General features: G+C 63.6%; 29 protein-coding genes. 13 read left to right on the top strand and 16 right to left on the bottom strand.

Features of this window, described 5'->3' with window-relative positions:
• The first annotated feature begins 30 nt into the window (after positions 1-30).
• On the top strand, positions 31-918 hold the full coding sequence (locus QOS90_RS00595) for a lysophospholipid acyltransferase (protein ID WP_027592052.1): 888 nt from the start codon (positions 31-33) through the stop codon (positions 916-918).
• A 135-nt stretch (positions 919-1053) separates the two neighbouring features.
• Here QOS90_RS00595 and QOS90_RS00590 read toward each other — a convergent pair whose 3' ends face one another.
• Genes QOS90_RS00590 through def form a run of 5 tightly spaced genes read right to left on the bottom strand, consistent with a single transcriptional unit; the run spans position 1054 to position 5577 of the window.
• Positions 1054-1362 carry a tetratricopeptide repeat protein gene (locus QOS90_RS00590; RefSeq protein ID WP_027592051.1) on the bottom strand — a complete coding sequence of 103 codons (309 nt, stop codon included), beginning with the start codon at positions 1360-1362 and terminating at the stop codon, positions 1054-1056.
• A gap of 11 nt (positions 1363-1373) precedes the next feature.
• Positions 1374-2747, bottom strand: coding sequence for a Trk system potassium transporter TrkA (trkA, locus tag QOS90_RS00585; protein ID WP_085272130.1), 1374 nt, complete (start codon positions 2745-2747; stop codon positions 1374-1376).
• Positions 2748-2770: 23 nt separating this feature from the next.
• Entirely contained in the window at positions 2771-4081 is a 1311-nt protein-coding gene (gene rsmB, locus QOS90_RS00580; protein WP_085272129.1) for a 16S rRNA (cytosine(967)-C(5))-methyltransferase RsmB, read from the bottom strand.
• Positions 4078-5010 carry a methionyl-tRNA formyltransferase gene (fmt, locus tag QOS90_RS00575; protein WP_085272128.1) on the bottom strand — a complete coding sequence of 311 codons (933 nt, stop codon included), beginning with the start codon at positions 5008-5010 and terminating at the stop codon, positions 4078-4080. Before fmt ends, rsmB begins: the two co-directional genes overlap by 4 nt.
• Positions 5011-5070: 60 nt before the next feature.
• Positions 5071-5577 carry a peptide deformylase gene (def, locus tag QOS90_RS00570; RefSeq protein ID WP_027592047.1) on the bottom strand — a complete coding sequence of 169 codons (507 nt, stop codon included), beginning with the start codon at positions 5575-5577 and terminating at the stop codon, positions 5071-5073.
• A 207-nt stretch (positions 5578-5784) separates the two neighbouring features.
• Between def and dprA the strand changes: the two genes are divergently transcribed.
• From dprA to QOS90_RS00555, 3 genes are all read left to right on the top strand, one after another.
• A complete protein-coding gene (dprA, locus tag QOS90_RS00565) occupies positions 5785-6882 on the top strand; it encodes a DNA-processing protein DprA (protein WP_085272127.1) in 1098 nt (365 codons plus the stop codon).
• A gap of 42 nt (positions 6883-6924) precedes the next feature.
• Positions 6925-7482, top strand: a complete 558-nt coding sequence (tsaC, locus tag QOS90_RS00560) for an L-threonylcarbamoyladenylate synthase type 1 TsaC (RefSeq protein ID WP_027592045.1) — start codon at positions 6925-6927, stop codon at positions 7480-7482.
• Between the two features lie 447 nt (positions 7483-7929).
• The gene (locus QOS90_RS00555) at positions 7930-8238 is read left to right on the top strand and encodes a hypothetical protein (protein ID WP_027592044.1); all 309 of its coding nucleotides are present in this window, start codon (positions 7930-7932) and stop codon (positions 8236-8238) included.
• A gap of 325 nt (positions 8239-8563) precedes the next feature.
• Here QOS90_RS00555 and QOS90_RS00550 read toward each other — a convergent pair whose 3' ends face one another.
• A complete protein-coding gene (locus tag QOS90_RS00550; RefSeq protein ID WP_085272126.1) occupies positions 8564-9541 on the bottom strand; it encodes an NADPH:quinone reductase in 978 nt (325 codons plus the stop codon).
• Between the two features lie 134 nt (positions 9542-9675).
• Between QOS90_RS00550 and hemF the strand changes: the two genes are divergently transcribed.
• Positions 9676-10587, top strand: coding sequence for an oxygen-dependent coproporphyrinogen oxidase (hemF, locus tag QOS90_RS00545; protein ID WP_027592042.1), 912 nt, complete (start codon positions 9676-9678; stop codon positions 10585-10587).
• Positions 10588-10612: 25 nt separating this feature from the next.
• Positions 10613-11437 carry a shikimate dehydrogenase gene (gene aroE, locus QOS90_RS00540; RefSeq protein WP_027592041.1) on the top strand — a complete coding sequence of 275 codons (825 nt, stop codon included), beginning with the start codon at positions 10613-10615 and terminating at the stop codon, positions 11435-11437.
• A 142-nt stretch (positions 11438-11579) separates the two neighbouring features.
• Here the strand turns inward: aroE and QOS90_RS00535 are convergent, their stop codons facing one another.
• The 3 genes from QOS90_RS00535 to betC all read right to left on the bottom strand — a co-directional run bounded on the left by QOS90_RS00535 (position 11580) and on the right by betC (position 15730).
• Positions 11580-13145: a SulP family inorganic anion transporter gene (locus QOS90_RS00535; protein WP_085272125.1), complete on the bottom strand. Its 1566-nt coding sequence runs from the start codon at positions 13143-13145 to the stop codon at positions 11580-11582.
• Positions 13146-13274: 129 nt separating this feature from the next.
• Positions 13275-14198 carry a choline ABC transporter substrate-binding protein gene (gene choX, locus QOS90_RS00530; RefSeq protein ID WP_085272124.1) on the bottom strand — a complete coding sequence of 308 codons (924 nt, stop codon included), beginning with the start codon at positions 14196-14198 and terminating at the stop codon, positions 13275-13277.
• Positions 14199-14212: 14 nt separating this feature from the next.
• On the bottom strand, positions 14213-15730 hold the full coding sequence (betC, locus tag QOS90_RS00525) for a choline-sulfatase (RefSeq protein ID WP_085272123.1): 1518 nt from the start codon (positions 15728-15730) through the stop codon (positions 14213-14215).
• Positions 15731-15839: 109 nt separating this feature from the next.
• Between betC and QOS90_RS00520 the strand changes: the two genes are divergently transcribed.
• Positions 15840-16739 (top strand): choline sulfate utilization transcriptional regulator, encoded by a 900-nt coding sequence (locus tag QOS90_RS00520; RefSeq protein WP_027592037.1) that lies wholly within the window; start codon positions 15840-15842, stop codon positions 16737-16739.
• A gap of 112 nt (positions 16740-16851) precedes the next feature.
• Here the strand turns inward: QOS90_RS00520 and QOS90_RS00515 are convergent, their stop codons facing one another.
• Positions 16852-17400 (bottom strand): NAD(P)H-binding protein, encoded by a 549-nt coding sequence (locus QOS90_RS00515; RefSeq protein WP_085272122.1) that lies wholly within the window; start codon positions 17398-17400, stop codon positions 16852-16854.
• Between the two features lie 52 nt (positions 17401-17452).
• On the opposite strand from QOS90_RS00515, the gene QOS90_RS00510 reads away from it, so the two are divergent.
• Positions 17453-17785: a DOPA 4,5-dioxygenase family protein gene (locus tag QOS90_RS00510; protein WP_027592035.1), complete on the top strand. Its 333-nt coding sequence runs from the start codon at positions 17453-17455 to the stop codon at positions 17783-17785.
• A 120-nt stretch (positions 17786-17905) separates the two neighbouring features.
• On the opposite strand, the gene trpA is transcribed toward QOS90_RS00510, so the two are convergent.
• Both trpA and trpB read right to left on the bottom strand, forming a co-directional pair.
• Positions 17906-18715, bottom strand: coding sequence for a tryptophan synthase subunit alpha (gene trpA, locus QOS90_RS00505; protein WP_027592034.1), 810 nt, complete (start codon positions 18713-18715; stop codon positions 17906-17908).
• On the bottom strand, positions 18712-19929 hold the full coding sequence (gene trpB, locus QOS90_RS00500; RefSeq protein ID WP_027592033.1) for a tryptophan synthase subunit beta: 1218 nt from the start codon (positions 19927-19929) through the stop codon (positions 18712-18714). Before trpB ends, trpA begins: the two co-directional genes overlap by 4 nt.
• A gap of 109 nt (positions 19930-20038) precedes the next feature.
• Here trpB and QOS90_RS00495 point away from each other — a divergent pair, with 109 nt between their 5' ends.
• Positions 20039-20935 carry a LysR family transcriptional regulator gene (locus QOS90_RS00495; RefSeq protein ID WP_085272121.1) on the top strand — a complete coding sequence of 299 codons (897 nt, stop codon included), beginning with the start codon at positions 20039-20041 and terminating at the stop codon, positions 20933-20935.
• On the opposite strand, the gene QOS90_RS00490 is transcribed toward QOS90_RS00495, so the two are convergent.
• Complete coding sequence (locus tag QOS90_RS00490) at positions 20932-21255, bottom strand: ElaB/YgaM/YqjD family protein (RefSeq protein ID WP_027592031.1); 324 nt, start codon at positions 21253-21255, stop codon at positions 20932-20934. The genes QOS90_RS00495 and QOS90_RS00490 overlap by 4 nt on opposite strands.
• 149 nt (positions 21256-21404) lie before the next feature.
• On the opposite strand from QOS90_RS00490, the gene QOS90_RS00485 reads away from it, so the two are divergent.
• Both QOS90_RS00485 and QOS90_RS00480 read left to right on the top strand, forming a co-directional pair.
• A complete protein-coding gene (locus QOS90_RS00485; RefSeq protein WP_027592030.1) occupies positions 21405-21620 on the top strand; it encodes a dodecin in 216 nt (71 codons plus the stop codon).
• Positions 21621-21721: 101 nt separating this feature from the next.
• Entirely contained in the window at positions 21722-21943 is a 222-nt protein-coding gene (locus QOS90_RS00480; protein WP_085272120.1) for a DUF1161 domain-containing protein, read from the top strand.
• A 36-nt stretch (positions 21944-21979) separates the two neighbouring features.
• On the opposite strand, the gene QOS90_RS00475 is transcribed toward QOS90_RS00480, so the two are convergent.
• Complete coding sequence (locus QOS90_RS00475; RefSeq protein ID WP_085272119.1) at positions 21980-22984, bottom strand: LLM class flavin-dependent oxidoreductase; 1005 nt, start codon at positions 22982-22984, stop codon at positions 21980-21982.
• Positions 22985-23154: 170 nt separating this feature from the next.
• Here QOS90_RS00475 and QOS90_RS00470 point away from each other — a divergent pair, with 170 nt between their 5' ends.
• Entirely contained in the window at positions 23155-23580 is a 426-nt protein-coding gene (locus tag QOS90_RS00470; RefSeq protein WP_027592027.1) for an OsmC family protein, read from the top strand.
• 73 nt (positions 23581-23653) lie between these two features.
• A complete protein-coding gene (locus QOS90_RS00465) occupies positions 23654-23887 on the top strand; it encodes a DUF1161 domain-containing protein (protein WP_027592026.1) in 234 nt (77 codons plus the stop codon).
• A gap of 114 nt (positions 23888-24001) precedes the next feature.
• Here QOS90_RS00465 and QOS90_RS00460 read toward each other — a convergent pair whose 3' ends face one another.
• Together QOS90_RS00460 and QOS90_RS00455 are read right to left on the bottom strand one after the other, a co-directional pair.
• Positions 24002-24415, bottom strand: a complete 414-nt coding sequence (locus tag QOS90_RS00460) for a PA0061/PA0062 family lipoprotein (protein ID WP_085272118.1) — start codon at positions 24413-24415, stop codon at positions 24002-24004.
• Positions 24416-24470: 55 nt separating this feature from the next.
• Positions 24471-24884, bottom strand: coding sequence for a PA0061/PA0062 family lipoprotein (locus QOS90_RS00455; protein WP_027592024.1), 414 nt, complete (start codon positions 24882-24884; stop codon positions 24471-24473).
• Between the last annotated feature and the right edge of the window lie 49 nt (positions 24885-24933).

Genomic DNA, 24933 nt, shown 5'->3' with positions numbered 1-24933 from the left:
GCGCGCCTTGCTGAAATAAGGAATTCGCCTGTGGAAAAGTTCAAGGGCGCCCTGATGGTCGGGGTGCTTCGACTGTTCGCCAAGTTGCCCTGGGGCGCTGTGCAGCGCGTCGGCGCCGGTATCGGCTGGCTGATGTGGAAGGTCCCGAACGGGTCGCGCAACGTGGTGCGTATCAACCTCGCCAAGTGTTTCCCGGAGATGGACCCGGCCGAACGTGAGCAACTGGTCGGCCGCGCGCTGAGAGACATCGGCAAATCCTTTGTCGAAAGCGCTTGCGCCTGGATCTGGCCACCGCAGCGGTCGCTGGAACTGGTCAAGGAAGTGCACGGCCTGGAAGTGCTGGAGCAGGCCCTGGCCTCGGGCAAGGGCGTGGTGGGCATCACCAGCCACCTGGGTAACTGGGAAGTGTTGAACCACTTCTATTGCAACCAGTGCAAACCGATCATCTTCTACCGCCCGCCAAAGCTCAAAGCTGTGGATGATTTGTTGCGTGAACAGCGAGTGCAGATGGGTAACCGCGTGGCGCCTTCGACCAAGGAAGGCATCCTCAGCGTGATCAAGGAAGTGCGCCGCGGGGGCCAGGTGGGCATTCCTGCCGACCCGGAACCTGCTGAGTCGGCGGGTGTGTTCGTGCCGTTCCTGGGCACCCAGGCCCTGACCAGCAAGTTCGTGCCGAACATGCTGGCCGGTGGCAAGGCGGTGGGTGTGTTCCTGCATGCGTTGCGGCTGCCGGACGGGTCTGGGTTCCGGGTGATTCTGGAAGCGGCGCCGGAGGCGATGTACAGCACGGATGTGACCGAGTCGGCGGCGGCCATGAGCAAGGTGGTCGAGCGGTATGTGCGCGAGTATCCGAGCCAGTACATGTGGAGCATGAAGCGCTTCAAGAAGCGCCCGGCGGGTGAGCCGCGTTGGTATTGAGATAGTTGGGGGCGCTTTGCGCCCCATTCGCGGGGCAAGCCCGCTCCCACAAGGTACAGAGTGACCCTCAGGTTGTGCAGGACTTGTGGGAGCGGGCTTGCCCCGCGAATGGGCTGCAAAGCAGCCCCGGCAATCTCAGACTTTATTCAACTTCTTGAGAAATACAGTCATCTCTTTCTCGGCCTGCTTATCCCCATGGGCCTGCGCCGCCACGATCCCGTCCTCCCAGGCCTTGCGCGCCGCCGCCAAATCCCCCTGCAACTGATACGCCTTACCCAGCAACTTCCACGCCGCCGAATACTTCGGGTCCTGCTCCACGCAACGCGCCAGGTGCACCGCCGCCTCAGCGCCATTGCCCTCGTCCAGCCAGGCCTTGCCAAGGCCGAACCTCAACAGCGGGTTATCCACACCCTTGGCCAGCATCTTCTCCAGCGATTCGCGCATGCCCTCTTCTCCTAGAAGAAACTCAAGCCGACGTGGAACAGCTTCTCCACATCCCGAATGTGCTTTTTATCCACAACGAACAGAATCACATGGTCACCCGATTCGATCACCGTGTCGTCGTGGGCAATCATCACCTCCTCGTCACGAATGATCGCGCCGATGGTGGTGCCTGGCGGCAGGGCGATGTCTTCGATGGCCTTGCCGACCACTTTGCTCGACTTCGAATCGCCATGCGCCACGGCTTCGATGGCCTCGGCCGCGCCGCGGCGCAGGGAGTGCACGCTGACGATATCACCACGCCGCACGTGGGCCAGCAAGGTGCCGATGGTGGCCAACTGCGGGCTGATGGCGATGTCGATCTCGCCGCCCTGCACCAGGTCCACATAGGCCGGGTTGTTGATGATGGTCATCACCTTGCGCGCACCCAGGCGCTTGGCCAGCAGCGACGACATGATGTTGGCCTCGTCGTCGTTGGTCAGGGCCAGGAAGATGTCGGCGTCGGCGATGTTCTCTTCGAGCATCAGGTCCTTGTCCGACGCACTGCCCTGCAGCACCACGGTGCTTTCCAGGCTATCGGAAAGGTGACGGCAGCGGGCCGGGTTCATCTCGATGATCTTCACCTGATAGCGGCTTTCGATGGCCTCGGCCAAGCGCTCGCCAATCTGCCCGCCACCGGCGATGACCACGCGCTTGTTGGTCTCGTCGATGCGTCGCAGCTCGCCCATCACGGCGCGGATGTCTTTTTTCGCGGCGATGAAGAACACTTCGTCATCGGCCTCGATCACGGTGTCGCCGCGTGGGGTGATCGGCCGGTCACGGCGGAAGATCGCCGCCACACGGGTGTCGACGTTGGGCATGTGCGCACGGATCTGGCGCAACTGCTGGCCCACCAGCGGGCCGCCGTAGTACGCCTTGACCGCCACCAGTTGCGCCTTGCCTTCGGCGAAGTCGATTACCTGCAGTGAACCTGGGTGCTCGATCAGGCGCTTGATGTAGTTGGTCACCACCTGCTCGGGACTGATCAGCACGTCGACCGGAATGTGGTCGTTGTGGAACAGCTCTTCGCGGGTGAGGTAGGCCGATTCCCGTACCCGGGCGATCTTGGTCGGGGTGTGGAACAACGAGTAGGCGACCTGGCAGGCCACCATGTTGGTCTCGTCGCTGTTAGTCACCGCCACCAGCATGTCGGCGTCGTCGGCGCCGGCCTGGCGCAGCACCGTCGGCAGCGAGCCACGGCCTTGCACCGTGCGGATGTCCAGGCGGTCGCCGAGGTCGCGCAGGCGCTCGCCGTCGGTGTCGACCACGGTAATGTCGTTGGCCTCGCTGGCCAGGTGTTCTGCCAGCGTACCGCCCACCTGCCCCGCGCCGAGGATGATGATCTTCATCCGCTACTCCCTAACCGTTGTGCTTATCCGCGTGACGCGGCGATCTTGATCAGCTTGGCATAGTAGAACCCGTCGTGGCCGCCTTCCTGGGCCAGCAACTGGCGGCCATGTGGCTGGCGCAGGCCGGCCTCGGTGGCCAGGTCCAACTCACGGGCGCCCGGGGTGCGGGCGAGGAAGGCGTCAATCACCTCGGTGTTCTCGGTCGGCAAGCTCGAGCAGGTGGCGTAAAGCAGCATGCCGCCCACATCCAGGGTCGGCCACAGGGCATCGAGCAGCTCGCCTTGCAACGTGGCCAGGGCCGGAATGTCGTCGGCCTGACGGGTCAGCTTGATGTCCGGGTGGCGGCGGATTACGCCGGTGGCCGAGCACGGGGCGTCGAGCAGGATGCGCTGGAACGTTTTGCCGTCCCACCAGCTGGCGGTGTCGCGGGCATCGCAGGCGATCAGCTCGGCGTCCAGTTGCAGGCGATCGAGGTTCTCGCGCACGCGGGTCAGGCGCTTGGCTTCCAGGTCGATGGCCACCACCTGCGCCAGGCCAGCTTCGGCTTCGAGCAAGTGGCAAGTCTTGCCGCCCGGGGCACAGCAGGCGTCGAGCACGCGTTGGCCGGGGGCCAGTTCGAGCAGGTCGGCGGACAGCTGCGCGGCTTCGTCCTGCACGCTTACCCAGCCTTCGGCAAAGCCAGGCAGGCTGCGCACATCGCAGGGCTCATTCAGTACGATGCCGTCACGGCTGTACTGGCAAGCGCTGGCGCCCACGCCGGCCTCAGCCAGCAAGGCCAGGTAGGCATCGCGGCTGTGGTGGCGGCGGTTGACCCGCAAAATCATCGGCGGGTGGGCGTTGTTGGCGGCGCAGATGGCTTCCCATTGCTCGGGCCAGAAGGCCTTCAGCGATTTCTGCAGCCAGCGCGGGTGGGCAGTGCGCACCACCGGGTCGCGCTCCATGCCCGCGAGCAGCGCTTCGCCCTCACGCTGCGCGCGGCGCAGCACGGCGTTGAGCAGGCCTTTGGCCCACGGCTTTTTCAGCTTGTCGGCGCAACCAACGGTTTCGCCGATGGCGGCGTGCGCCGGAATGCGCGTGTAGAACAGCTGGTACAGGCCGACCAGCATCAAGGCCTGCACATCGGCATCGGCCGCTTTGAACGGCTTTTGCAGCAACTGCGCAGCGAGCAGGTCGAGGCGCGGCTGCCAGCGGGCGGTGCCGAAGGCCAGGTCTTGGGTCAGGCCCCGGTCGCGCTCGTCGACCTTGTCCAGTTGTGCCGGCAACGAGCTGTTCAGCGAAGCCTTGCCGCTGAGCACAGCGGCCAAGGCACGGGCGGCGGCCAGGCGAGGGTTCATTGGCCGAGCACCTTGCCGTTGGCGAATTTCTCGCGGCGGCTGTTGAACAGGTCGCTGAAGTTCAGCGCCTTGCCGCCGGGCAGTTGCAGGCGGGTCAGGCTCAGTGCCTGGTCACCGCAGGCGACTACCAGGCCGTCCTTGCTGGCAGACAGGATCTCGCCAGGGGCGCCGTTGCCTGTGGACAACGTCGCAGCCAGCACCTTCACGCTTTCGCCGTCCAGGGTGCTGTGGCACACCGGCCACGGGTTGAAGGCACGCACCAGGCGCTCCAGCTCCACGGCCGGGCGGCTCCAGTCGATGCGTGCTTCGTCTTTGTTCAGCTTGTGGGCATAGGTGGCCAGGGCGTCATCCTGGCCTTCACCCTGCAGCGAGCCGTCGGCAAGGCCAGCAATGGCTTGAATCACCGCAGGCGGGCCCATTTCGGCGAGGCGGTCATGCAACGTGCCGCCGGTGTCTTCGGCGCTGATCGGGGTGACCACTTTGAGCAGCATCGGGCCGGTGTCCAGGCCCGCTTCCATGCGCATCACGGTCACGCCGCTCTCGGCATCGCCGGCTTCCACGGCGCGCTGGATCGGCGCCGCACCGCGCCAGCGTGGCAGCAGAGAGGCGTGGCTGTTGATGCAACCAAGGCGCGGAATATCCAGCACGGCCTGGGGCAGGATCAGGCCGTAGGCGACCACCACCATCAGGTCGGGCTTGAGCGCGGCGAGTTCTGCCTGGGCATCGGCATTGCGCAGGGTTGGCGGCTGCAGCACCGGGATGTCGTGGGCCACGGCCAGTGCCTTGACCGCGCTCGGCATGAGCTTCTGGCCACGCCCGGCTGGGCGGTCCGGCTGGGTGTAGACGGCCACGATCTCATAGGGGCTGTCGAGCAGTGCCTTGAGGTGTTCGGCGGCAAACTCTGGAGTGCCTGCGAAGACGATGCGCATGGAGTTCTCGCTGCAAAAAAGAAAAAGGCTTGCCGGAGCAAGCCTTCTGGAAGGTGGGGATCAGGCTTGCTGGCGGTGCTGCTTTTCCAGTTTCTTCTTGATCCGGTCGCGTTTGAGCGTGGACAGGTAATCGACGAACAGCTTGCCGTTGAGGTGATCGAACTCGTGCTGCACGCACACGGCCAGCAGGCCTTCGGCTTCGAGCTCAAACGGCTTGCCGTCGCGGTCCTGGGCTTTGACGCGCACCCGCAGGGGGCGGTCGACGTTTTCGTAGAAGCCAGGCACCGACAGGCAACCTTCCTGGTACTGGCCCATGTCGTGGGTCAGTTCTTCGACGACGGGGTTGATGAAGACCCGCGGTTCGCTGCGGTCTTCGCTCAGGTCCATCACCACCACTTGCTTGTGGACGTTGACCTGGGTCGCAGCCAGGCCGATGCCAGGCGCTTCATACATGGTTTCAAACATGTCGTCGATCAGCTGGCTCAGGGCGTCGTCGAACACCGTCACCGGTTTGGCGAGGGTGCGCAGGCGCGGGTCCGGGAATTCGAGAATGTTCAAGATGGCCATAAGGTCGGGCAGTCACTGTGCGTTCGGTTGAAAACTGAGCACACATAATAAAGGTAATCGGGGCATTCGGCACCTGGCAAAGCTCGGCTAGGGTTTAAACGGACGGCTTATCACCCATTTGATGGACAGGTTGTCAAAGCGTTATCAACACAGTTATCCACAGGTTGTGCCACGTCGATGGCCCCGTTTCGATCAAGGATGATCCTCATGTTGACCCACCATTCGTCGCCTTGTGCGCCTGCCGAACTGGAGGCGAGGTTGCGCCTGCACCGCCTGCCGGACACAGGGTTACGCCGCTTTCACAGCCTGCTGAAAGCTTTTGGCAGCGCTTCTTCGGCGCTGAGTGCGCCGGCCGCAGCCTGGCGCGCACTGGGCATTCCGCAAGCCAGCATCGAAGCCCGAAGAAGCGCCGAAGTGCGTGATGGTGCACTGGCTGCAATGGCCTGGTTAGAGCGCCCGGGCCAGCATTTACTGATGTGGGACAGCCCTGGCTACCCTGCTCTGCTGGCCGAAACCGACGACCCGCCGCCGTTGCTTTTCGTCGCTGGCGACCCTGCATTACTGGAAAGGCCACAGTTGGCAATTGTGGGCAGCAGGCGTGCTTCACCGCCCGCGCTCGACACTGCCCGAGCATTTTCCCGCTACTTGGCGCAGACGGGTTTTACCATTACCAGCGGCCTGGCACTGGGTATCGATGGTGCCGCTCATCGGGCAGCGTTGCAGGCCGGGGGCGGCACAATTGGGGTGCTCGGGACGGGGCTGCAAAAACTTTATCCACAGCGCCATCGCGAGCTTGCCCAAGCGATGATCGACAGCGGCAGCGCGCTGGTTTCCGAGTACCCGCTGGATGCCGGCCCGCTGCCGGGCAACTTTCCGCGGCGTAATCGCATCATCAGTGGCTTGTCGCTGGGCGTATTGGTTGTGGAGGCGAGCCTGGCCAGTGGCTCGCTGATCACGGCGCGCTTGGCGGCTGAGCAGGGCCGCGAGGTGTACGCCATTCCAGGCTCCATCCACCACCCAGGTGCCAAAGGCTGCCACCAGCTGATTCGCGACGGTGCGCTGCTAGTGGAGAGCGTGGAACAGATTCTGGAAAGCCTGCAGGGCTGGCAGAACTTGCCCCCGGCCATTGTTGAACAACGTGATCACCCCCTGCTCGCCTTGCTGCATGCCGCGCCACAGACTACCGAGAGCCTGGCCCACTGCAGCGAACTGACGTTGGCCCAGGTGATGGCGCAGCTCACCGAACTGGAGCTTGAAGGGCGGGTCAGCAATGAAGCCGGGCGTTGGTTTGCCCGCGTTGGCTAAGTACACTGCTCACAAGCAAGGTATATAGGCGGAGAGACAGCAATGGTGAGCAGTTTTCGTGTGCAACAAGCCGCACGTGAGATCCGGGCGGGCGCGGTTATCGCCTACCCGACGGAAGCGGTCTGGGGCCTGGGCTGTGACCCGTGGAACGAGGACGCGGTGTATCGCCTGCTGGCGCTCAAGTCGCGGCCTGTGGATAAAGGGTTGATCCTGATCGCCGACAATATCCGCCAGTTCGACTTTTTGTTCGAAGATTTCCCCGAGGACTGGATTGACCGCATGGGCAGCACCTGGCCTGGCCCGAACACCTGGCTGGTGCCGCACCAGGACCTGTTGCCGGAGTGGGTGACCGGCCAGCACGACACGGTGGCGCTGCGGGTCAGTGACCACCCGCAGGTGCGTGAGCTGTGCGCGCTGGTCGGGCCGCTGATTTCCACCTCGTGCAACCCCGGCGGTCGCCCGGCGGCGAAGAGCCGATTGCGGGTGGAGCAGTACTTCCATGGCCAGCTGGACCTGGTACTGGGCGGGGCGTTGGGCGGGCGGAAGAACCCAAGTGTGATTCGCAACCTGGCGACGGGCGAAGTCGTTCGGCCGGGCTAAATTGCCAAGCGCCGATACCCCTCCTTGTGGGAGCGGGCTTGCCCCGCGAAGAGGCCAGCCCAGGCGGCCAGTGTGTATGGCCAGGGCTTCGCCCTGGTTCGCGGGGCAAGCCCGCTCCTACAATTGATCGAGTCGCCTGGAATTTCTCTGATCTTTATCCAAATGGCTGTCCGGCATTCAGTTTGGGAAAACTCCTACATCTCGTAACGAATACCATCACCTTCTCAGTGGGAAGTCCTGTCTCTAGGCTTCAGACCGTCGCCGAACAACTTGGCGATCGGGTGTGGTAGCCCGGATGCATCTTTTCCATGACAGTCTATGGCGGCTGTGCGCGGGAGGCTTTCGAGCCTGCCTGGTTTGGAAAATGCCCGGGTCTACCACCTCGCGTACAGCCGCCACCCAATTCACGTGGTAGTGATTGGCGGCGGCATTGTGGAGCATTTTCCAATGGTCAAGAAAATAGTCCCCGATCCACCCCTACCCAGCACCTCAACTCGACCCTTCGGCCGTTGCGATGCCGGTCATGATCCACTCTTCACCGTAAACCCGAACATTTCCGCTGAAGACGCTTTGGTCCACGTCGCCCTATACCTGCGCAGCGCCTATGAAACTGGCTACAAAGCCCTGGACTATATGCGTGAAGAAGGCCGTGGCATGTTCTGGTCGAACCTGCATGCGATTGAAATGGCAGAGGGTGTGGTGGAGGCGATACTCGATGGCATCGAGTCGACCCCACAGCCGCAGAAGAAAGTGTGAGGGCTGACAGGTGCCTGCCTTGAGGGTTCTAGCGCCTGTGAAATCGAGCGCCGCCCGCGCGGCGCTTCGCAGCACAAGGCTGCTCCTACATTTGTTTCGGGCCAATCAATCCTGAGACACAGGCGCGCGGCCCCTGTGGCATCCACCTCGATATCGTGTGGAACAAACAAGGCGGTCGCGCGCGCTGGGACAGGCGTTACTGGCCCGAAACCGATGTAGGAGCAGCCTTGTGCTGCGAAGCGCCGCGCGGGCGGCGCTCGATCTACGCAACACCACAACAACCCAGCCAAGCACCTGGCCGCCCTGATGCGATCCCGTGCCTAAATCAAGGCAACAAAACAGTCGACCCCACAGTCCGTCGCGCCGACAGCTCCGCCTGCGCCTTGGCCGCCTCACTCAGCGGATACCGCTGCTGGATATCCACAACCAGCTTCCCACTCGCAATCATCGCAAACAGGTCATCGGCCATGGCCTGGGTGTTCTCGGCATTGTTGGCATAACTCGCCAGGGTCGGCCGGGTGACATACAGCGAGCCCTTCTGCGCCAGAATCCCCAGGTTCACCCCGCTCACCGCGCCCGAAGCATTGCCAAAGCGCACCATCAACCCGCGTGGCTGCAGGCAGTCCAGCGAGGTCAGCCAGGTATCGGCGCCGACGCCGTCGTACACCACTGGGCATTTCTTGCCGTCTGTCAGCTCCAGGACGCGCTTGGCCACATCTTCATGGCTGTAGTCGATGGTTTCCCACGCCCCCAGCGCCTTGGCCCGCGCGGCCTTCTCAGCGGAGCTGACGGTACCGATCAGCTTGGCCCCCAGCGCTTTGGCCCATTGGCAGGCCAGCGAACCCACGCCACCGGCAGCGGCATGGAACAGGATCACGTCGCCCGGTTGCACCGCATAAGTCTGCTTGAGCAGGTACTGCACGGTCAGGCCTTTGAGCATCACCGCCGCTGCCTGTTCGAAGCTGATGTTGTCCGGCAGCTTGACCAGGTTGGCCTCGGGCAGCGTATGCACTTCGCTGTAGGCACCCAGCGGGCCGCCGGCATGGGCTACCCGATCGCCGACTTTCAGGCGGGTGACGCCCTCACCCACGGCTTCCACCACACCAGCGGCCTCGGTGCCGAGCCCGGAGGGCAAGGATGGCGGTGCGTACAAGCCGCTGCGGAAATAGGTGTCGATGAAGTTCAGGCCAATCGCCTGGTTACGCACGCGGACCTGCTGTGGCCCAGGTGGGGCGGGGTCGAACTCTACAAGCTGCAGAACTTCCGGGCCGCCATGCTGGCTGAACTGGATACGCTTGGCCATCTCGCACTCCTGTTGTCGGGATTGGTAACAGCCCTCTATCGGACGCCTTTGCTTGATCGCCGTCAACTGCGGCGCGTCAGCCGCCGGTGGTATGCTACGCGGCGAATTCTTCTCTGCCCGCTCCAGGTGACCCGATGACCAGCCGCACCGAGGCCGTGAAAGCCTACCTGCTCGACCTGCAAGACCGCATCTGCTCCGCCCTTGAACGTGAGGACGGCGGCGCCCGCTTTGTCGAGGACGCCTGGACGCGTGAAGCCGGTGGCGGGGGCCGCACGCGGGTGATCGGTGAGGGCAAGGTGATCGAGAAAGGTGGGGTCAACTTCTCCCACGTGTTCGGTGCCGGCCTGCCACCGTCGGCCAGCGCCCACCGCCCCGAGCTGGCGGGCCGTGGTTTCGAGGCCCTGGGGGTGTCGCTGGTGATCCACCCGCACAACCCGCACGTGCCGACGTCCCACGCCAATGTGCGCTTCTTCATCGCCGAAAAAGAAGGCGAAGAGGCGGTGTGGTGGTTCGGCGGCGGTTTCGACCTGACCCCGTACTACGGCAACGAAGAAGACTGCATCCACTGGCACCGTGTGGCCGAGCAGGCCTGCGCGCCATTCGGCGCTGACGTGTACCCGCGCTACAAAGCCTGGTGCGACCGCTACTTCCACCTCAAGCACCGTGGCGAACCACGCGGCATTGGCGGGCTGTTCTTCGACGACCTGAACGAGTGGGACTTCGACACCTGCTTTGCTTTCATCCGTGCCATTGGCGATGCCTTTGTCGAGGCCTACCTGCCGATCGTCCAACGCCGCAAGGACACGCCCTATACCGCCGAGCAGCGCGAGTTCCAAGAGTACCGTCGCGGTCGCTACGTGGAGTTCAACCTGGTCTACGACCGTGGCACCTTGTTCGGCCTGCAATCGGGTGGGCGTACCGAGTCGATCCTCATGTCGCTGCCGCCGCAGGTCCGCTGGGGCTACGACTGGAAAGCCGCGCCTGGCAGCGAAGAAGCGCGCCTGACCGAGTACTTCCTGCAAGACCGCGACTGGCTCGCCCAGTAAACCTGTGGATAACCGAGGAGCCCCCATGGACCAGTACGTCGTTTTCGGTAACCCCATTGGCCACAGCAAGTCGCCGCTGATCCACCGCCTGTTCGCCGAGCAGACCGGCCAGGACCTGGAATACGCCACCCTACTGGCGCCGCTGGACGAGTTCAGCGATTGTGCCCGCGGTTTCTTCAAGCAAGGCAGTGGTGGCAATGTCACGGTGCCGTTCAAGGAAGAAGCCTACCGCCTGTGCGACAGCCTGACCCCACGTGCCCAGCGGGCGGGTGCGGTGAATACCCTGAGCAAGCTGGCGGATGGCTCGCTGCGGGGGGACAACACTGACGGTGCTGGCCTTGTGCGCGACCTGACGGTGAATGCGGGGGTCGAGCTGGCGGGTAAGCGGATCCTCATTTTGGGTGCGGGCGGTGCGGTGCGTGGGGTGCTGGAGCCGATTCTGGCGCACGATCCGCAGTCGCTGGTGATCGCCAACCGCACGGTTGAAAAGGCCGAGCAACTGGCGCGTGAGTTCGCTGAGCTGGGGCCGGTGGTGGCCAGCGGGTTCAGCTGGCTGCAGGAGCCGGTGGACGTGATCATCAACGCCACCTCGGCGAGCCTGGCGGGCGAGATGCCGCCGATTGCCGACAGCCTGGTCGAGGCGGGGCGCACGGTTTGCTACGACATGATGTACGGCAAGGAGCCGACGCCGTTTTGCCAATGGGCTACCAACCTAGGTGCGGCCAAGGTGCTGGATGGGCTGGGGATGCTGGCTGAGCAGGCGGCGGAGGCGTTCTTTATCTGGCGTGGGGTGAGGCCGGATACGGCGCCGGTGCTGGCTGAGCTTCGTCGGCAATTGGCTCGGGGCTGAATTTGAGATTTTGGGGCCGCTTTGCGGCCCATCGCAGGCAAGCCAGCTCCTACAAGTACAGCGCCAACCTCGGGCCTTGTGATATCCCTGTAGGAGCTGGCTTGCCTGCGATGGGCTGCAAAGCAGCCCCAGGATTTCAGCCTCAATCCTCAAACCTGATCGGACACAAATCCACCCCTTCCAACTTCTGCAATTCCTCGACCACCTGCGGCCGCGCCCGCTGCAAGATCAAACTGCCCCCCGCCCGCCGCAACCGCCGTGCCTCCCTGTGCAACATATCCACACCCGAATAATCGATAAAATTCACCTGCCGGGCATCGATCACCACATGTGGCCCCTGGCAGCGCTGCAAGCGCACCTGCAGGTAATGCGCCGCGCCAAAGAAGATCGACCCGCCCACCCGCAGCACGTCGGCCTGCCCTTCGCGGCTCTGCTGCACCCGTGGCCGGGAGGTGCGTTTGAGGTAAAAGAACAGCGAAGCCAGCACCCCGGCATAGATCGCGGTCTGTAGCTCCAGCAGCAAGGTCGCGGCGGCGGTCAGGGCCATGACCAGGAACTCCGAGCGGCTGACCCGGAACAGCGCCCGAATGCCACGGTGATCCACCAACCCCCAACAGATCAGCAGGATGCTGCCCGCCATCGCCGGGATCGGCAGGTGGGCGATCAGCCCTGCCCCTGCGACGGCAAACAGCGCGACCCACAGGGCCGAGAACACCCCGGCCAGCGGTGAGCGGGCGCCGGCGTCATAACTTAAGCCCGAACGGGTGAAAGAGCCTGATGACAGGTAACCGGAGAAGAACGCGCCGACGATGTTCGACAGGCCCTGGGCGCGGATCTCCTGGTCGGCATTGATCAGCTGTTCAGAGCGCGCAGACAGCGACCGGGCGATCGACAGGCTGGTGACCAGGCCGAGCATGCCCACCGCCACCGCGGTCGGCAGCAGCCGCAGCATCAGCTCCACGTCCAGTAGCGGCAGTGGGCTCAACGGGGGCAATTGGCCAGTGAAGGCAGGTACCCGCAGCACATGGCCAAAAAAGCCAGGCAGTGACCAGGCCAGCAAACTGACCACGACCAGGCTTATCAACAGGCTCGGCCAGCGGGGCCGCCAGAGCTTGAAGGCCATGCCGATCAGCACCGTGGTCAGCCCCAGTATCAGCGACGGCAGGTCGACCTCCCCGGCGTGGCTGGCCAGGTCTTGCACGGTTTTCAACGCCGTGGCCTGGCTTGGCAAGTCCATGCCCAACAGGTTGGGTAACTGGCCGAGGGCGATGACGATGGCGGCGCCCAGGGTGAAGCCGAGCACCACCGAGTGGGAGACGAAATTGACCAGTGCGCCGAAGCGCAGCAGGCCGAGCAAGAGCTGGAAGATGCCGGCGAGTAATGTCAGCAGCAGGACCAGCGTGATGTAGTCGGCGCTGCCCGGTACCGCCAGGGGGCTGACGCTGGCGTAGAGGACGATCGAGATGGCTGCGGTCGGGCCGCAGATCAGGTGCCAGGAAGACCCCCACAAGCAGGCAATGAGCACCGGAACGATGGCGGCGAACAGGCCGTATTCCGCGGGCAGGCCGGCGATCAGGGCGTAGGCGATGGATTGCGGCAGGGCAAGGATGGCGCCGCTCAGGCCGACCAGCAGGTCCTGGCGCAGGCTGCGGCCCGATTGGCGGGGGAGCCAGGCAAGGAAAGGCAGCAGCTGGATGAGGCGGTGCATAAGTATTTCAGTTTCCCGAGTGTTGTACCGGCCCCCTGTGGGAGCGGGTTTACCCGCGAATGCGTCGGTGGCTTCACTAGAGCATTCGCGGGTGAACCCGCTCCCACAGGATGAGTGTGATTATCGAGATTACAGTTTGCTTGTGACGGCCTCTTTGGCATCGCCACCGGACTTGGTGCTGACCCCAGCCAACCACCCTTCCAGTACTTCGGGATGCGCCTTCACCCAAGCCTTGGCTGCTTCATCGAAGCTCACTTTCTTATCCACAACCTCGGCCATGATGCTGTTTTCCATGTCCAGGGTAAATGTCAGGTTGCCCAGCAGCTTCGCTGTATTCGGGCATGCCTGTGCATAACCTTTGCGGGTCAGGGTGTAGACCTGGCCCTTGCTGCCAAACCACTTTTCCCCACCGGTGAGGTAGTGCATCTTCAGCTTCACGTTCATCGGGTGCGGTGTCCAGCCGAGGAAGGTGATGAATTGCTGCTTCTTCACGGCGCGGTCCACTTGCGCGAGCATCGCCTGCTCACTCGACTCCACCAGCTTCCACTGGCCGAGGTCGAACTGGTTCTGGTCGATGATTTCTTTCAGCGACAGGTTGGCAGGCGCGCCAGAGCCGATCCCATACAGTTTCTTGTCGAACTGATCAGCGTGCTTTTGCAGGTCGGCGAAGTCTTTGACCCCGGCGTTCCACACATAGTCGGGCACCGCGAGGGTGAACTCGGTGCCTTCAAGGTTGCGTGACAATTGCTGTACATCACCATTGGCGATGAACTTGTCATGAAACCCCTGGTGCGCCGGCATCCAGTTGCCGAGGAAGGCATCGACGCGCCCGTCCTTGAGGCCGCCATAGATGATCGGCACGGCCAGGCTGTCGATCTTTACCTGGTAGCCGAGGCTTTCCAGGAGCAGGCGGGCGATGGCGTTGGTGGTGGCGATATCGCTCCAGCCGGGGTCGGCCATCTTCACGGTGCTGCATTGCGCGTCTTCGGCGTGAGCCGTGGCAGCGCCCAGGCCGAGGGCCAGGGCAAGCACGGCGGCGGAGATTTTTTGCATGGCGAACTCTCTTCTCAATCCAGAGGGGCGGGCTGTGGATAACGGGCCTTGCGCTCGAGGTCGTCGAGATCGATGTGGTTGCGCATGTACTGTTGGCTGGCGTCCACCAACGGTTGGTGGTCCCAGCTTTTCAGCTTGCCGATGGCCAGGGCTTCGGCCACCAGGCGGCGGCGGCGCTGGCTGGCCAGGACCTGTTGGCGCAGGGTGGGGATGTCCCAACGCTGCCGGGCTTCATCGGCAAATGCCTGCAGCAGCGCCTGATGGTCGGGGCTGCTGGCGAGGTTCTCCCGCTCGTGCGGGTCGCGGCTCAGGTCATAGAGTAGCCATGGGTCGTCTTCGCTGTACACGAACTTGTACCGGCCACGGCGGATCATCATCAGCGGGCCGACCGTGCCTTCGGCCATGTATTCGCCAATGACCTCGTCGTGGCCACCCTGCCCTTGCAGGTGGCCCAGCAGCGAGCGGCCGTCCAGGTGCAGGGACGTGTCCACGGCACCGCCGGCCAGTTCGACCAAGGTCGGCAGCAGGTCGCAGGTGGAGACCGACGCACTCACGCGCGCGGCGGCAAAGCGTTTGGGGGCGTGGATCAGCAGTGGCACGCGCGCCGACATTTCGAACCAATGCATCTTGTACCAAAGGCCGCGCTCGCCAAGCATGTCGCCGTGGTCGCCGGAGAACACGATCAACGTGTCCTCCGCCAAGCCGCATTCCTCAAGGGTTTGCAGCAACTGGCCAATGTTGTCGTCGATGTAGCTGCAGGCGCCAAAGTAGGCGCGGCGGGCATCGCGGATCTTGTCCACAGGCAGGGGCTTGTTCCACAGGTCGTAGACCTTGAGCAGGCGCTGCGAGTGCGGGTCTTGCTCGCGCTGGTCAAACTCGGCGCTGGGCATTGGGATATCCACACCTTCGTAGCGATCCCAGTAGCGCTTGGGAATGGTGTACGGATCGTGGGGGTGAGTCATCGACACGGTCAGGCAAAACGGCCGGCCATCGTTTTCGCGCACATGGTCGTAGAGGTACTGGCGGGCTTTGAACACCACCTCCTCGTCGAAATCCAGCTGGTTGGTGCGCACGCATGGGCCGGCCTGCAGCACCGACGACATGTTGTGGTACCAGCTCGGGCGCGCGTCCGGGGCGTCCCAGTTCACGGCCCAGCCGTAATCGGCGGGGTAGATATCGCTGGTCAGGCGTTCTTCGTAGCCGTGCAACTGGTCTGGGCCGCAGAAGTGCATCTTGCCCGACAGCGCAGTGCGGTAGCCGAGACGGCGCAGGTAATGGGCGTAGGTGGGCACATCGGCGGGGAAGTCAGCGGCGTTATCGTAAGCGCCAATACGGCTGGGCAACTGGCCGCTGACCAGGGTGAAGCGCGACGGTGCGCACAGCGGGCTGTTGCAGTACGCCGAGTCGAACACCACCGCCTGGTCGGCGAGGCGGGCGAGGTTTGGCATCTGGATGGGCGAAGGGGCGTAGATCGGCAGCAGGGGCGCGGCCATCTGGTCGGCCATGATGAACAGGATATTCGGGCGCGTCATGGTTGGCTTCCATCGTTGAAGGTTATGCGAACCGCTTGCCTACCAAGATGCGACTGTGGATAACATGGGTAAAGCCCATGGCGGGCAATGACTGGGATTAGCTGAGCTTATGTTTGAGCGCCTTGGCGAGCTGTCGCTCGATACCCTGCGTGTGTTCGAGGCCGCAGCGCGGTTGCGCGGCTTTACGGCCGCAGCGCTTGAGCTGGGGACCACGCAGCCCGCCGTGAGCCAGCAGGTGAAGCGCCTGGAAGCCCAGCTGGGTACCCGGCTGTTCGACCGGATCTACCGGGGCATTGCGCTGACCGAGGCCGGCCAGTTGCTGTTCGAACAGGTGCACCAAGGGCTGCAGGCCATGGACGATGGGCTTGCCCTGGCCAGCGGGCGAGGCCAGCGCGAGGTGCTTCAGGTGGCGACCGACTTCGCCTTTGCCGCGTTCTGGCTGATGCCCCGGTTGCAACGCTTTCATGAAGCTTATCCACAGGTGGATGTGAGCCTGGTAACGGGTGAGCGCAGCCAGGCGATGCTGCGGCCGGATATCGATGTGGCGGTGCTGTTTGGTGATGGGCGTTTTCATCAAGGCGAGAGCCGGTGGTTGTTCGATGAGGAGGTATTCCCCGTCTGCAGCCCCCGCCTGACTCATGGCAAACCCTTGTCAGCCGTGGCTTTGCAGCGTTTGCCGTTGCTTCACCTGCGCGGTGAGCAGGCCAGCCGTTGGTTTGATTGGGCGGGTGTGTTTCGTGGGTTTGGCGTAGACAGCCCACCGCCACCGGGGCAGTTGCGTTTTGATAATTACACCTTGTTGATCCAGGCGGCGATTGCCGGGCAAGGGGTAGCGATTGGCTGGGGGCACCTGGTCGATGGGTTGGTTGAACAGGGGCTGCTGTGTCGGCCTTTGGAGGGCAGTTTGCGCTCGGAACGCGGGTATTACGCGGTTTTGCCACCGCGCAAGCGGCGTGGGGCGCTGATTCAGCGGTTTGTCGATTGGCTGGAGGATGAGCGTGAGGGGTGAGATTTTGGGGCTGCTGTGCAGCCCATCGCAGGCAAGCCAGCTCCTACAGAAGTGCGCGGTCCCCCTGTAGGAGCTGGCTTGCCTGCGATGGGCTGCGAAGCGGCCCCAAAATCTAGACCACGAAGTTCAAATGCTCGCCCCGATGCAACCCTAGGTCCAGCATATCGGCCATCCCCGCCGCTACCCTCTCCAGGTCGACCAACGTCTGGGGTGCATTGATCAGGGTCCAGTGCAACGCGCTGCGCTGCAACCCATCGACAACCTGGTCCACGCCTTCACGCGCTTCATCGGTGTAATCGCCTGGCCTGTCCAGCACATCGAAATCGCCCACCAGCAACAGCCGGCGTATAGTCGTACGCGCAAGCCCGGCCACCAGCGCCTCGCTCATCTGCCATTGCGCAGGCAGGTCACCGGGTGCCAAGGCTGACACCAAGGCAACTACCGCCGAGCCGCCTGCGGCACCCTGCTCCGCCTGGTCGGCACTCGTCAGCCCGCCTATCTTGAAATGCAGGCCAGGGCGTGGCGTATGGCGGTTGAGGTCATCGACCACGGCGGTCACTTCGTGCTGGCGTGACAGCAGTTCGGTAATCAGCGCACTGCCAAGGCTGGACTCGGCCCCGAACAGGACCAGCTTGAATACTGGGGTTTCGGCGTTTTTCACTGCATCACTTCCTTTGCAGGGGGTGATGGTTTGACCGCAATCAGGAGTTATCGTGCAAAGGATCAAGGGCTATCACGCCCACGTGTACTACGACGCATCGACCCTCGAGCAGGCGCGAGAACTGTGCGAGGAGGCGGCGCGGCTGTTCCCCGTGACCATGGGGCGCATGCACCAGCAACCCGTGGGGCCGCATCCGGACTGGAGTTGCCAGCTGGCGTTCGGGCCTGAAGTGGTGGGGGTGGTGTTGCCGTGGCTGGCGCTGTATCGGAAAGGGTTGGTGGTGTTTCTGCATCCGCTGACCGGGGATGAGCTGGCGGATCACCGGGATCATGCGATCTGGATGGGGGCTGTGCGGCCGCTGAAGCTGTCGATTTTTGGCGGTTAGGCCTTTATAGCCTGTGCTGGCCTCTTCGCGGGCAAGCCCGCTCCCACAGGTGCTGCACAGCCTTCAAGAGCGGCGCGGTCACTGTGGGAGCGGGCTTGCCCGCGAAGCAGGCGACGCGGTTTAGCGGCGGGCGCCGCGTACGCCTTCAGCCAACGCCGAGCACAGGCTCAGCACATCATTGACGGCCTGATCGGCATCCTTGGCATGAGCGATCTTGTCGACCAGCGCCGACCCCACCACCACACCATCGGCGAGGCGGGCGATGTTCGCAGCCTGCTCCGGGGTACGAATGCCGAAACCAACGCTGATCGGCAGGTCGGTATGCCGACGCAGGCGGGCAATGGCTTCGGTCACGTGCTCGGTGGTTGCCGAGCCCGCGCCGGTCACACCGGCGACGGACACGTAATAGACGAACCCGGAGCTGCGCTCCAGCACACGCGGCAGGCGTGCGTCGTCGGTGGTCGGGGTGGTCAGGCGGATGAAGTCGATGCCCGAAGCCTGGGCCGGGGAGGCCAGCTCGGCATCATGCTCGGGCGGCAGGTCGACGATGATCAGGCCATCGACGCCGGCTTCCTTGGCTTCTGCCACGAACTTTTCCACGCCAAAGCGATGGATCGGGTTGTAGTAACCCATCAGCACGATCGGCGTGGCCTGGTTGCCCACGCGGAATTCACGAACCATCTGCAGGGTCTTGGCCAAGGTCTGGCCGGCTTCCAGTGCACGCAGGGTCGCTAGCTGAATGGCCACGCCATCGGCCATCGGGTCGGTGAACGGCATGCCCAGCTCGATCACGTCGGCGCCGGCTTCTGGCAGGCCCTTGAGGATCCGCAGCGAAGCGTCATAGCCTGGGTCGCCCGCGGTAACGAAGGTGACCAGTGCCGAACGGCCTTCGGCCTTGAGTTCGGCGAAGCGTTGTTCAAGACGGCTCATGCCTGTTTCTCCTGGGCGGCCATGTGGTTCATCACGGTTTGCATGTCTTTGTCGCCGCGCCCGGACAGGCACACGACCATCAGGTGGTCCTTGGGCAGGTTCGGTGCGCGCTTGATCGCCTCGGCCAGGGCGTGGGAGCTTTCCAGGGCCGGGATGATGCCTTCCAGGCGGCAGGTGGCGTGGAACGCATCGAGCGCTTCGTCGTCGGTGATGCTGACGTACTCGACGCGCTTCACTTCATGCAGGTAAGCGTGCTCCGGGCCGATGCCTGGGTAGTCGAGGCCGGCGGAAATCGAGTGGGCGTCGGTGATCTGGCCGTCAGCGTCCTGCAGCAGGTAGGTGCGGTTACCGTGCAGCACGCCGGGTACGCCGCCGTTCAGGCTGGCCGCGTGTTTGTCGGTGTGCACGCCGTGGCCGCCGGCTTCGACGCCGATGATCTGCACGCTTGGCTCTTCAAGGAATTCGTGGAACAGGCCCATGGCGTTGGAGCCGCCACCGACGCAGGCCACCAGGCTGTCGGGCAGGCGCCCTTCCTTCTCTTGCAACTGGGCACGGGTTTCCTTGCCGATGATCGACTGGAAGTCGCGGACCATGGCCGGGTACGGGTGCGGGCCGGCGACGGTGCCGATCAGGTAGAAGGTGTCTTCGACGTTGGTGACCCAGTCGCGCAGGGCCTCGTTCATGGCGTCTTTCAGGGTGCCGGTACCGGCGGTGACCGGTACGATTTCGGCGCCCAGCAGCTTCATGCGGAACACGTTGGCCTGCTGGCGCTCGATGTCGGTGGCGCCCATGTAGATGACACAAGGCAGGCCGAAGCGAGCGGCGACGGTGGCGGTGGCCACGCCGTGCATGCCGGCACCGGTTTCGGCGATCAGGCGTTTTTTGCCCATGCGCTTGGCCAGCAGCACCTGGCCGATGCAGTTGTTCACCTTGTGCGCACCGGTGTGGTTGAGCTCTTCACGCTTGAAGAAGATTTTTGCCCCGCCACAGTGCTCGGTCAGGCGCTCGGCGAAGTACAGCGGGTTCGGGCGGCCGATGTAGTCGCGCTGGAAGTACGCCAGCTCTTCGAGGAACTTCGGGTCGGCCTTGGCGGCTTCGTATTCGCGGGCCAGGTCCAGTACCAGTGGCATCAGGGTTTCTGCCACGTAGCGGCCGCCGAACGAGCCGAACAGGCCGTTGGCGTCTGGGCCAGGGCGGTATTGAGTCTGGGTCATGGGGCGCTCCAAGGCGTAATGAATGAGTGATGGGCTTTACTCTAACCACGCAACGCCCGTCTGAAAACCGATAAGATTGCGCAAACCTGTCAGGAAAACTCACAAGACAATGGCCCAGGACCTTCCCCCGCTCAATGCCCTTAGGGCCTTCGAGGCGACTGCCCGGCTTAACAGCGTCAGCCAGGCGGCCGAAGCGCTGCATGTGACGCACGGCGCGGTCAGCCGGCAGATCAAAGTGCTTGAAGAGCACTTGGGCATTGCCCTGTTCGTGAAGGATGGGCGTGGCATCAAACTCACAGATGCCGGCATGCGCCTGCGCGATGCCAGTGGCGAGGCATTCGACAGGTTGCGGGGTGTGTGTGCCGAGTTGAGCCGGGATAAAAGCGAGGCGCCGTTCGTCCTTGGCTGTTCCGGCAGCCTGCTGGCGCGGTGGTTCATCCCCAGGCTCGGGCGGCTCAAGGCCGACCTGCCGGAGCTGCGCCTGCACCTGTCTGCCGGGGAAGGCGACCTGGACCCGCGGCGCCCAGGCCTGGATGCCTTGCTGGTGTTTGCCGAGCCACCATGGCCGGCAGACATGCAGGTGCACGTGTTGGCCGAAGAACGCATCGGGCCTGTGCTCAGCCCCCACTTCGCCGGCTTCGAGCGTTTGCGCGGCGCGGCGCCCCGGGCTTTGCTGGGCGAGTCGCTGCTGCACACCACCTCACGCCCGCAGGCGTGGCCTGCGTGGGCGGCGCAGCACGGGCTCGAGCCGGGCGCATTGCCGTTCGGCCAGGCCTTCGAACACCTGTACTACTTGCTGGAGGCCGCAGTGGCCGGGCTGGGGGTCGCGATCGCACCGCAGCAGTTGGTGGCGGATGATCTGCGGGCTGGGCGGTTGGCGGCCCCTTGGGGCTTTTCACCCACGCACGCCGCGCTGGCGCTGTGGGTGCCACGGCGCGCCGCGGATGGGCGCGCCGAGCAACTGGCGCAATGGCTGCGCCAGGAATTGCGGCTGCAGATCGCTTAGTTGCGCTTGTACAGCAGCCATGCCGCCAGCAGGCCCAAGGCACCCACGGCTACCCCGGCGGTGGTGATGGGGTGCTCCTGGGCGTAGTCACGGGTGGCGATGCCGGTTTGGCGAGTGCGGGTCTTCACTTCCTCGTAGGCGTCGCTCAGCAGGCTGCGCGAATGTTTGAGTGCGCTCTCGGCGTTGCTGCGGATTGCCTTCACCGACTTCTGGGATTCCTCCGAGGCATCGTGTTTGAGGTTTTCCAGCGATTTCAGAAGGCTTTCGATCTCGGCTTCCATGCTTTCCAGGGATGTTTTACGCAGCGAGTTGCGGTGCATGTTGACTCTCCTTCGGGGATGGGCTGTAAGGATTGCGACTGCACCGCGCGGTGAAAGTGCGATCGAACTTTCATCCCTGGCGACGGCTCGCAGGTAAACCAGGCCTGCGCTGCTAGGCTCAATTTCACCGTCATCCAAGGAGAGTGCACATGTCCGATCATCACACGTACAAGAAGATCGAACTGGTTGGGTCGTCGCCCACCAGCATCGAGGACGCGATCAACAATGCCCTGGCCGAAGCGGGCAAGAGCATCAAGCACCTGGAATGGTTCGAAGTGATCGACACCCGGGGTCATATCCATGACAACAAGGCGGCGCACTTCCAGGTCACGCTCAAGGTCGGGTTTCGGATTGCCAATAGCTGAAGCAGTACCGGGCTAGCTGGCGCCGGCAAGATGGGGTAATAGAGAGGGGGCGCCGTTGCCGGCGCCCTCTTTGATTTTCATCTGTACAAGGAAAGCGATCGATGAAGAAACTGATTCTGGCGGCGGGCCTGATGGCACTGGCGGGTGGTGCGCTGGCGGCGGGCAAGCCGTGTGAAGAACTGAAGGCAGAGCTTGCCGCCAAGCTGGATGCCAAAGGCGTGCATGGCTACACGCTGGAGATCGTCAAGAAAGGCGATGCAGCGGGCAAGGTGATTGGCAGCTGTGAAGCCGGTACCAAGGAAATTGTCTACCGGCGTGGTTGAGTGACGGCCTCTTCGCGGGGTCACCCGCGAGGCGGGCTACGAGGCCTTCAAGGCCTCTGCCATCAGTTCATAGGACCTGACCCGGTCCGCATGCTCATACAAGTCGCAGGTAAAGATCAGCTCATCCGCGCCGGTCTGTTCCAGCAGCACCTCGACGTTGGCCCGCACCTTCTGCGGGCTGCCAATCATCGCCAGGCCGAGGAAGCTCATCACCGCATCGCGCTCGTGGGGTAGCCACAGCCCATCCATGCTTGGCACGGGCGGACGCTGCATCAGGCTCTGCCCGCGAATCAGGGCAAGAATGCGCTGGTACACCGACGTGGCCAGGTATTCGGCCTGCTCGTCGGTGTCGGCCACCACCATCGGAATACCGAGCATCACATAAGGCTTGTCCAGCGTGGTGGAGGGTTTGAAATGGTTGCGATAGACGCGAATCGCTTCGTGCATGTAGCGCGGCGCAAAATGCGAGGCGAACGCATAGGGCATACCGCGCATGCCGGCCAACTGCGCACTGAACAGGCTTGAGCCGAGCAGCCACATTGGCACCTCGGTGTCATGCCCTGGCACGGCGATCACTTTTTGATCATCGGTGCGTGGGCCGAGGTAGCGCGACAGCTCTTCGACGTCATCGGGGAAGTCGTCCGCGCTGCCGGAGCGCTCGCGGCGCAGGGCCCGGGCGGTCATCTGGTCGGAGCCTGGGGCGCGGCCCAGGCCCAGGTCGATGCGGCCTGGGTACAGGCTGGCCAAGGTGCCGAACTGTTCGGCGATCACCAGCGGCGCGTGGTTGGGCAGCATCACGCCACCGGAACCGACACGAATGGTCGAGGTACCGCCCGCCAGGTAGCCGAGCAACACCGAGGTCGCGGAACTGGCAATGCCGTCCATGTTGTGGTGCTCGGCCACCCAGAAGCGGTTGTAGCCGAAGCGTTCCGCGTGCTGTGCAAGGTCCAGCGAGTTACGCAGCGACTGCGCCGGCCCGCCATCGGCGCGCACGGGCACGAGGTCGAGGGTGGAAATTTTCAGGTCACGCAGCTGCGTCATCGGAGCCTCCTTGAACGTGGTTGGCCAGAGGCCTTTTGAACTCTGTATGGGCACATTCGGTGGATTCAATGCTTGCGGTCAGATTGATCTGAACTTGCCGTAGGTAGCCGACCTCTGAACCCTTAAGCATGTCACCCCAAGATATGTAAACGTAACGACCAGGAGGCATCATGAAAAAGACAGCATCGGCGATCTGGCAAGGCGGCCTGAAGGACGGCAAAGGCTTGCTTTCCACTGAAAGCGGCGCGCTCAAGCAGAACCCGTACGGCTTCAATACCCGTTTCGAAGGCTCGCCGGGCACCAACCCGGAAGAGCTGATCGGCGCTGCCCATGCCGGTTGCTTCTCGATGGCGCTGTCGATGATGCTGGGTGAAGCGGGGCTGACCGCAGACCGCATCGATACCATTGCCGAGGTGACGCTGGACAAGCAGGCCGACGGCTTTGCCATCACTGCCGTGCACCTGATTCTGAAGGCCAAGGTGCCGGGCGCCAGCGAGGCGCAGTTCCTTGAGATCGCCAACAAGGCCAAGGCCGGTTGCCCGGTGTCGAAGGTGCTCAATGCCACCATCAGCCTGGATGCCTCGCTGGTGGGCTAGGCGGCGCAACGAGGGCGGTTTGCTGTAGTCTAACCAGCAATGGCAGCACGACTGCCCTTTCAGGAGCCGTTCCATGATCCGCGTAGCAATCGCCGTGTTGGCCTCCCTGCTTGCCACCTCTACGCTGGCGGCAGTGAAGCCGTGCGAAGAATTGAAAGCCGAGATCGAGGCCAAGATCCAGGCCCAGGGCGTACCGTCCTACACCCTGGAAATCGTGCCCAACAGCGAGGTCAAGGACCCGAACATGGTCGTGGGTAGCTGCGAAGGTGGCACCAAGAAGATCATCTACCAGAAGAACGACCGGTAGCGTCTGAATGCTGGGGCCGCTTTGCGGCCCGAGACGCAAGGCCGCTCTTACAGGTACATGACTGACTGTGGGAGCGGCCTTGCGCCGCGAAAGGGGCGCAAAGCGCCCCCAACGTCACGGAATGCAAAACACGTTGCTGGGCTCGTTCACAAGCACCTTGCGGCTGGCGTCGTACAGCAGCACCTGCGGCTCCATCACGGGCGCCCGGGCCTCCAGGCGATAGCGTTCGCCGGCTTTGAAACTGTCATAGCGCACCGTCAGATAACAGGTACGGTCCCTCGGCTGGGACATGATGCCCCCGCCGTAAATCTCATAATCGAAACGCACCACCAGCTCGTGCTTGCCAGGCGTTACCTGGAAGTATCGGCCATCCTCCAGCCGCTGACCGTCGAGGCGGTCGGCCATGAGGACCCTGCCGGGGGTGATGGTGGAAAGCTCGACCCAGGCCTGTTTGGGGTCGACGGGCGGCAAGGGGCTGGCGCAAGCCCCCAGTGCACTGAGGGCGATCAGCATCATGGGCTGGCGCATGGCAAAACTCCCACTTGCGATTCACACGTTACAAGCATAGCGCCGTTTGCGAGGTTCAGGTGCGCTGACAGCCCGCTGGCAGGCCTTGGCCCACCAGTTTTTGCTGGTGGTCGTAAAGTTTGATCCAGGGGCGGAAGCCAATGCTGCCCGCCTGCAGCTGGTAGCGCTGGCCAGCGCTGAAGTCCTTGAAGGTGAGGTTGAGCTGGCAATCGCGCCACAGCGGCTCGTTGACCGGGCCGATATTGCTCGGGGTGACCGGGAACTGGTAGCGCACGGTCAGTTCGTGGCTGCCGGGGGCAACTTCGAAATAGCGTGTGTCAGCCCAGTCGCGTTCGTCCACCTGCACGGCGTGCAGCGACGTCTCGTCCACGGGCGTGAGGTCGACCCAGGCCTGGTTCGGATCGGGGTCCGGCAGGGTTGAGCACGCAGACAACAGCATGAGTGTGCTGGCGGCAAACAATGGACGCATGGCGAAACTCCCCCCTGGCGAGATAGTCTTGGAGCGAATTGGCCATGAG

Origin of the sequence: Pseudomonas sp. LAIL14HWK12:I10 (assembly GCF_900184205.1) — a bacterium.
Lineage (GTDB): Bacteria > Pseudomonadota > Gammaproteobacteria > Pseudomonadales > Pseudomonadaceae > Aquipseudomonas > Aquipseudomonas kermanshahensis.
This window is presented reverse-complemented; position numbering and strand designations above follow the sequence as displayed.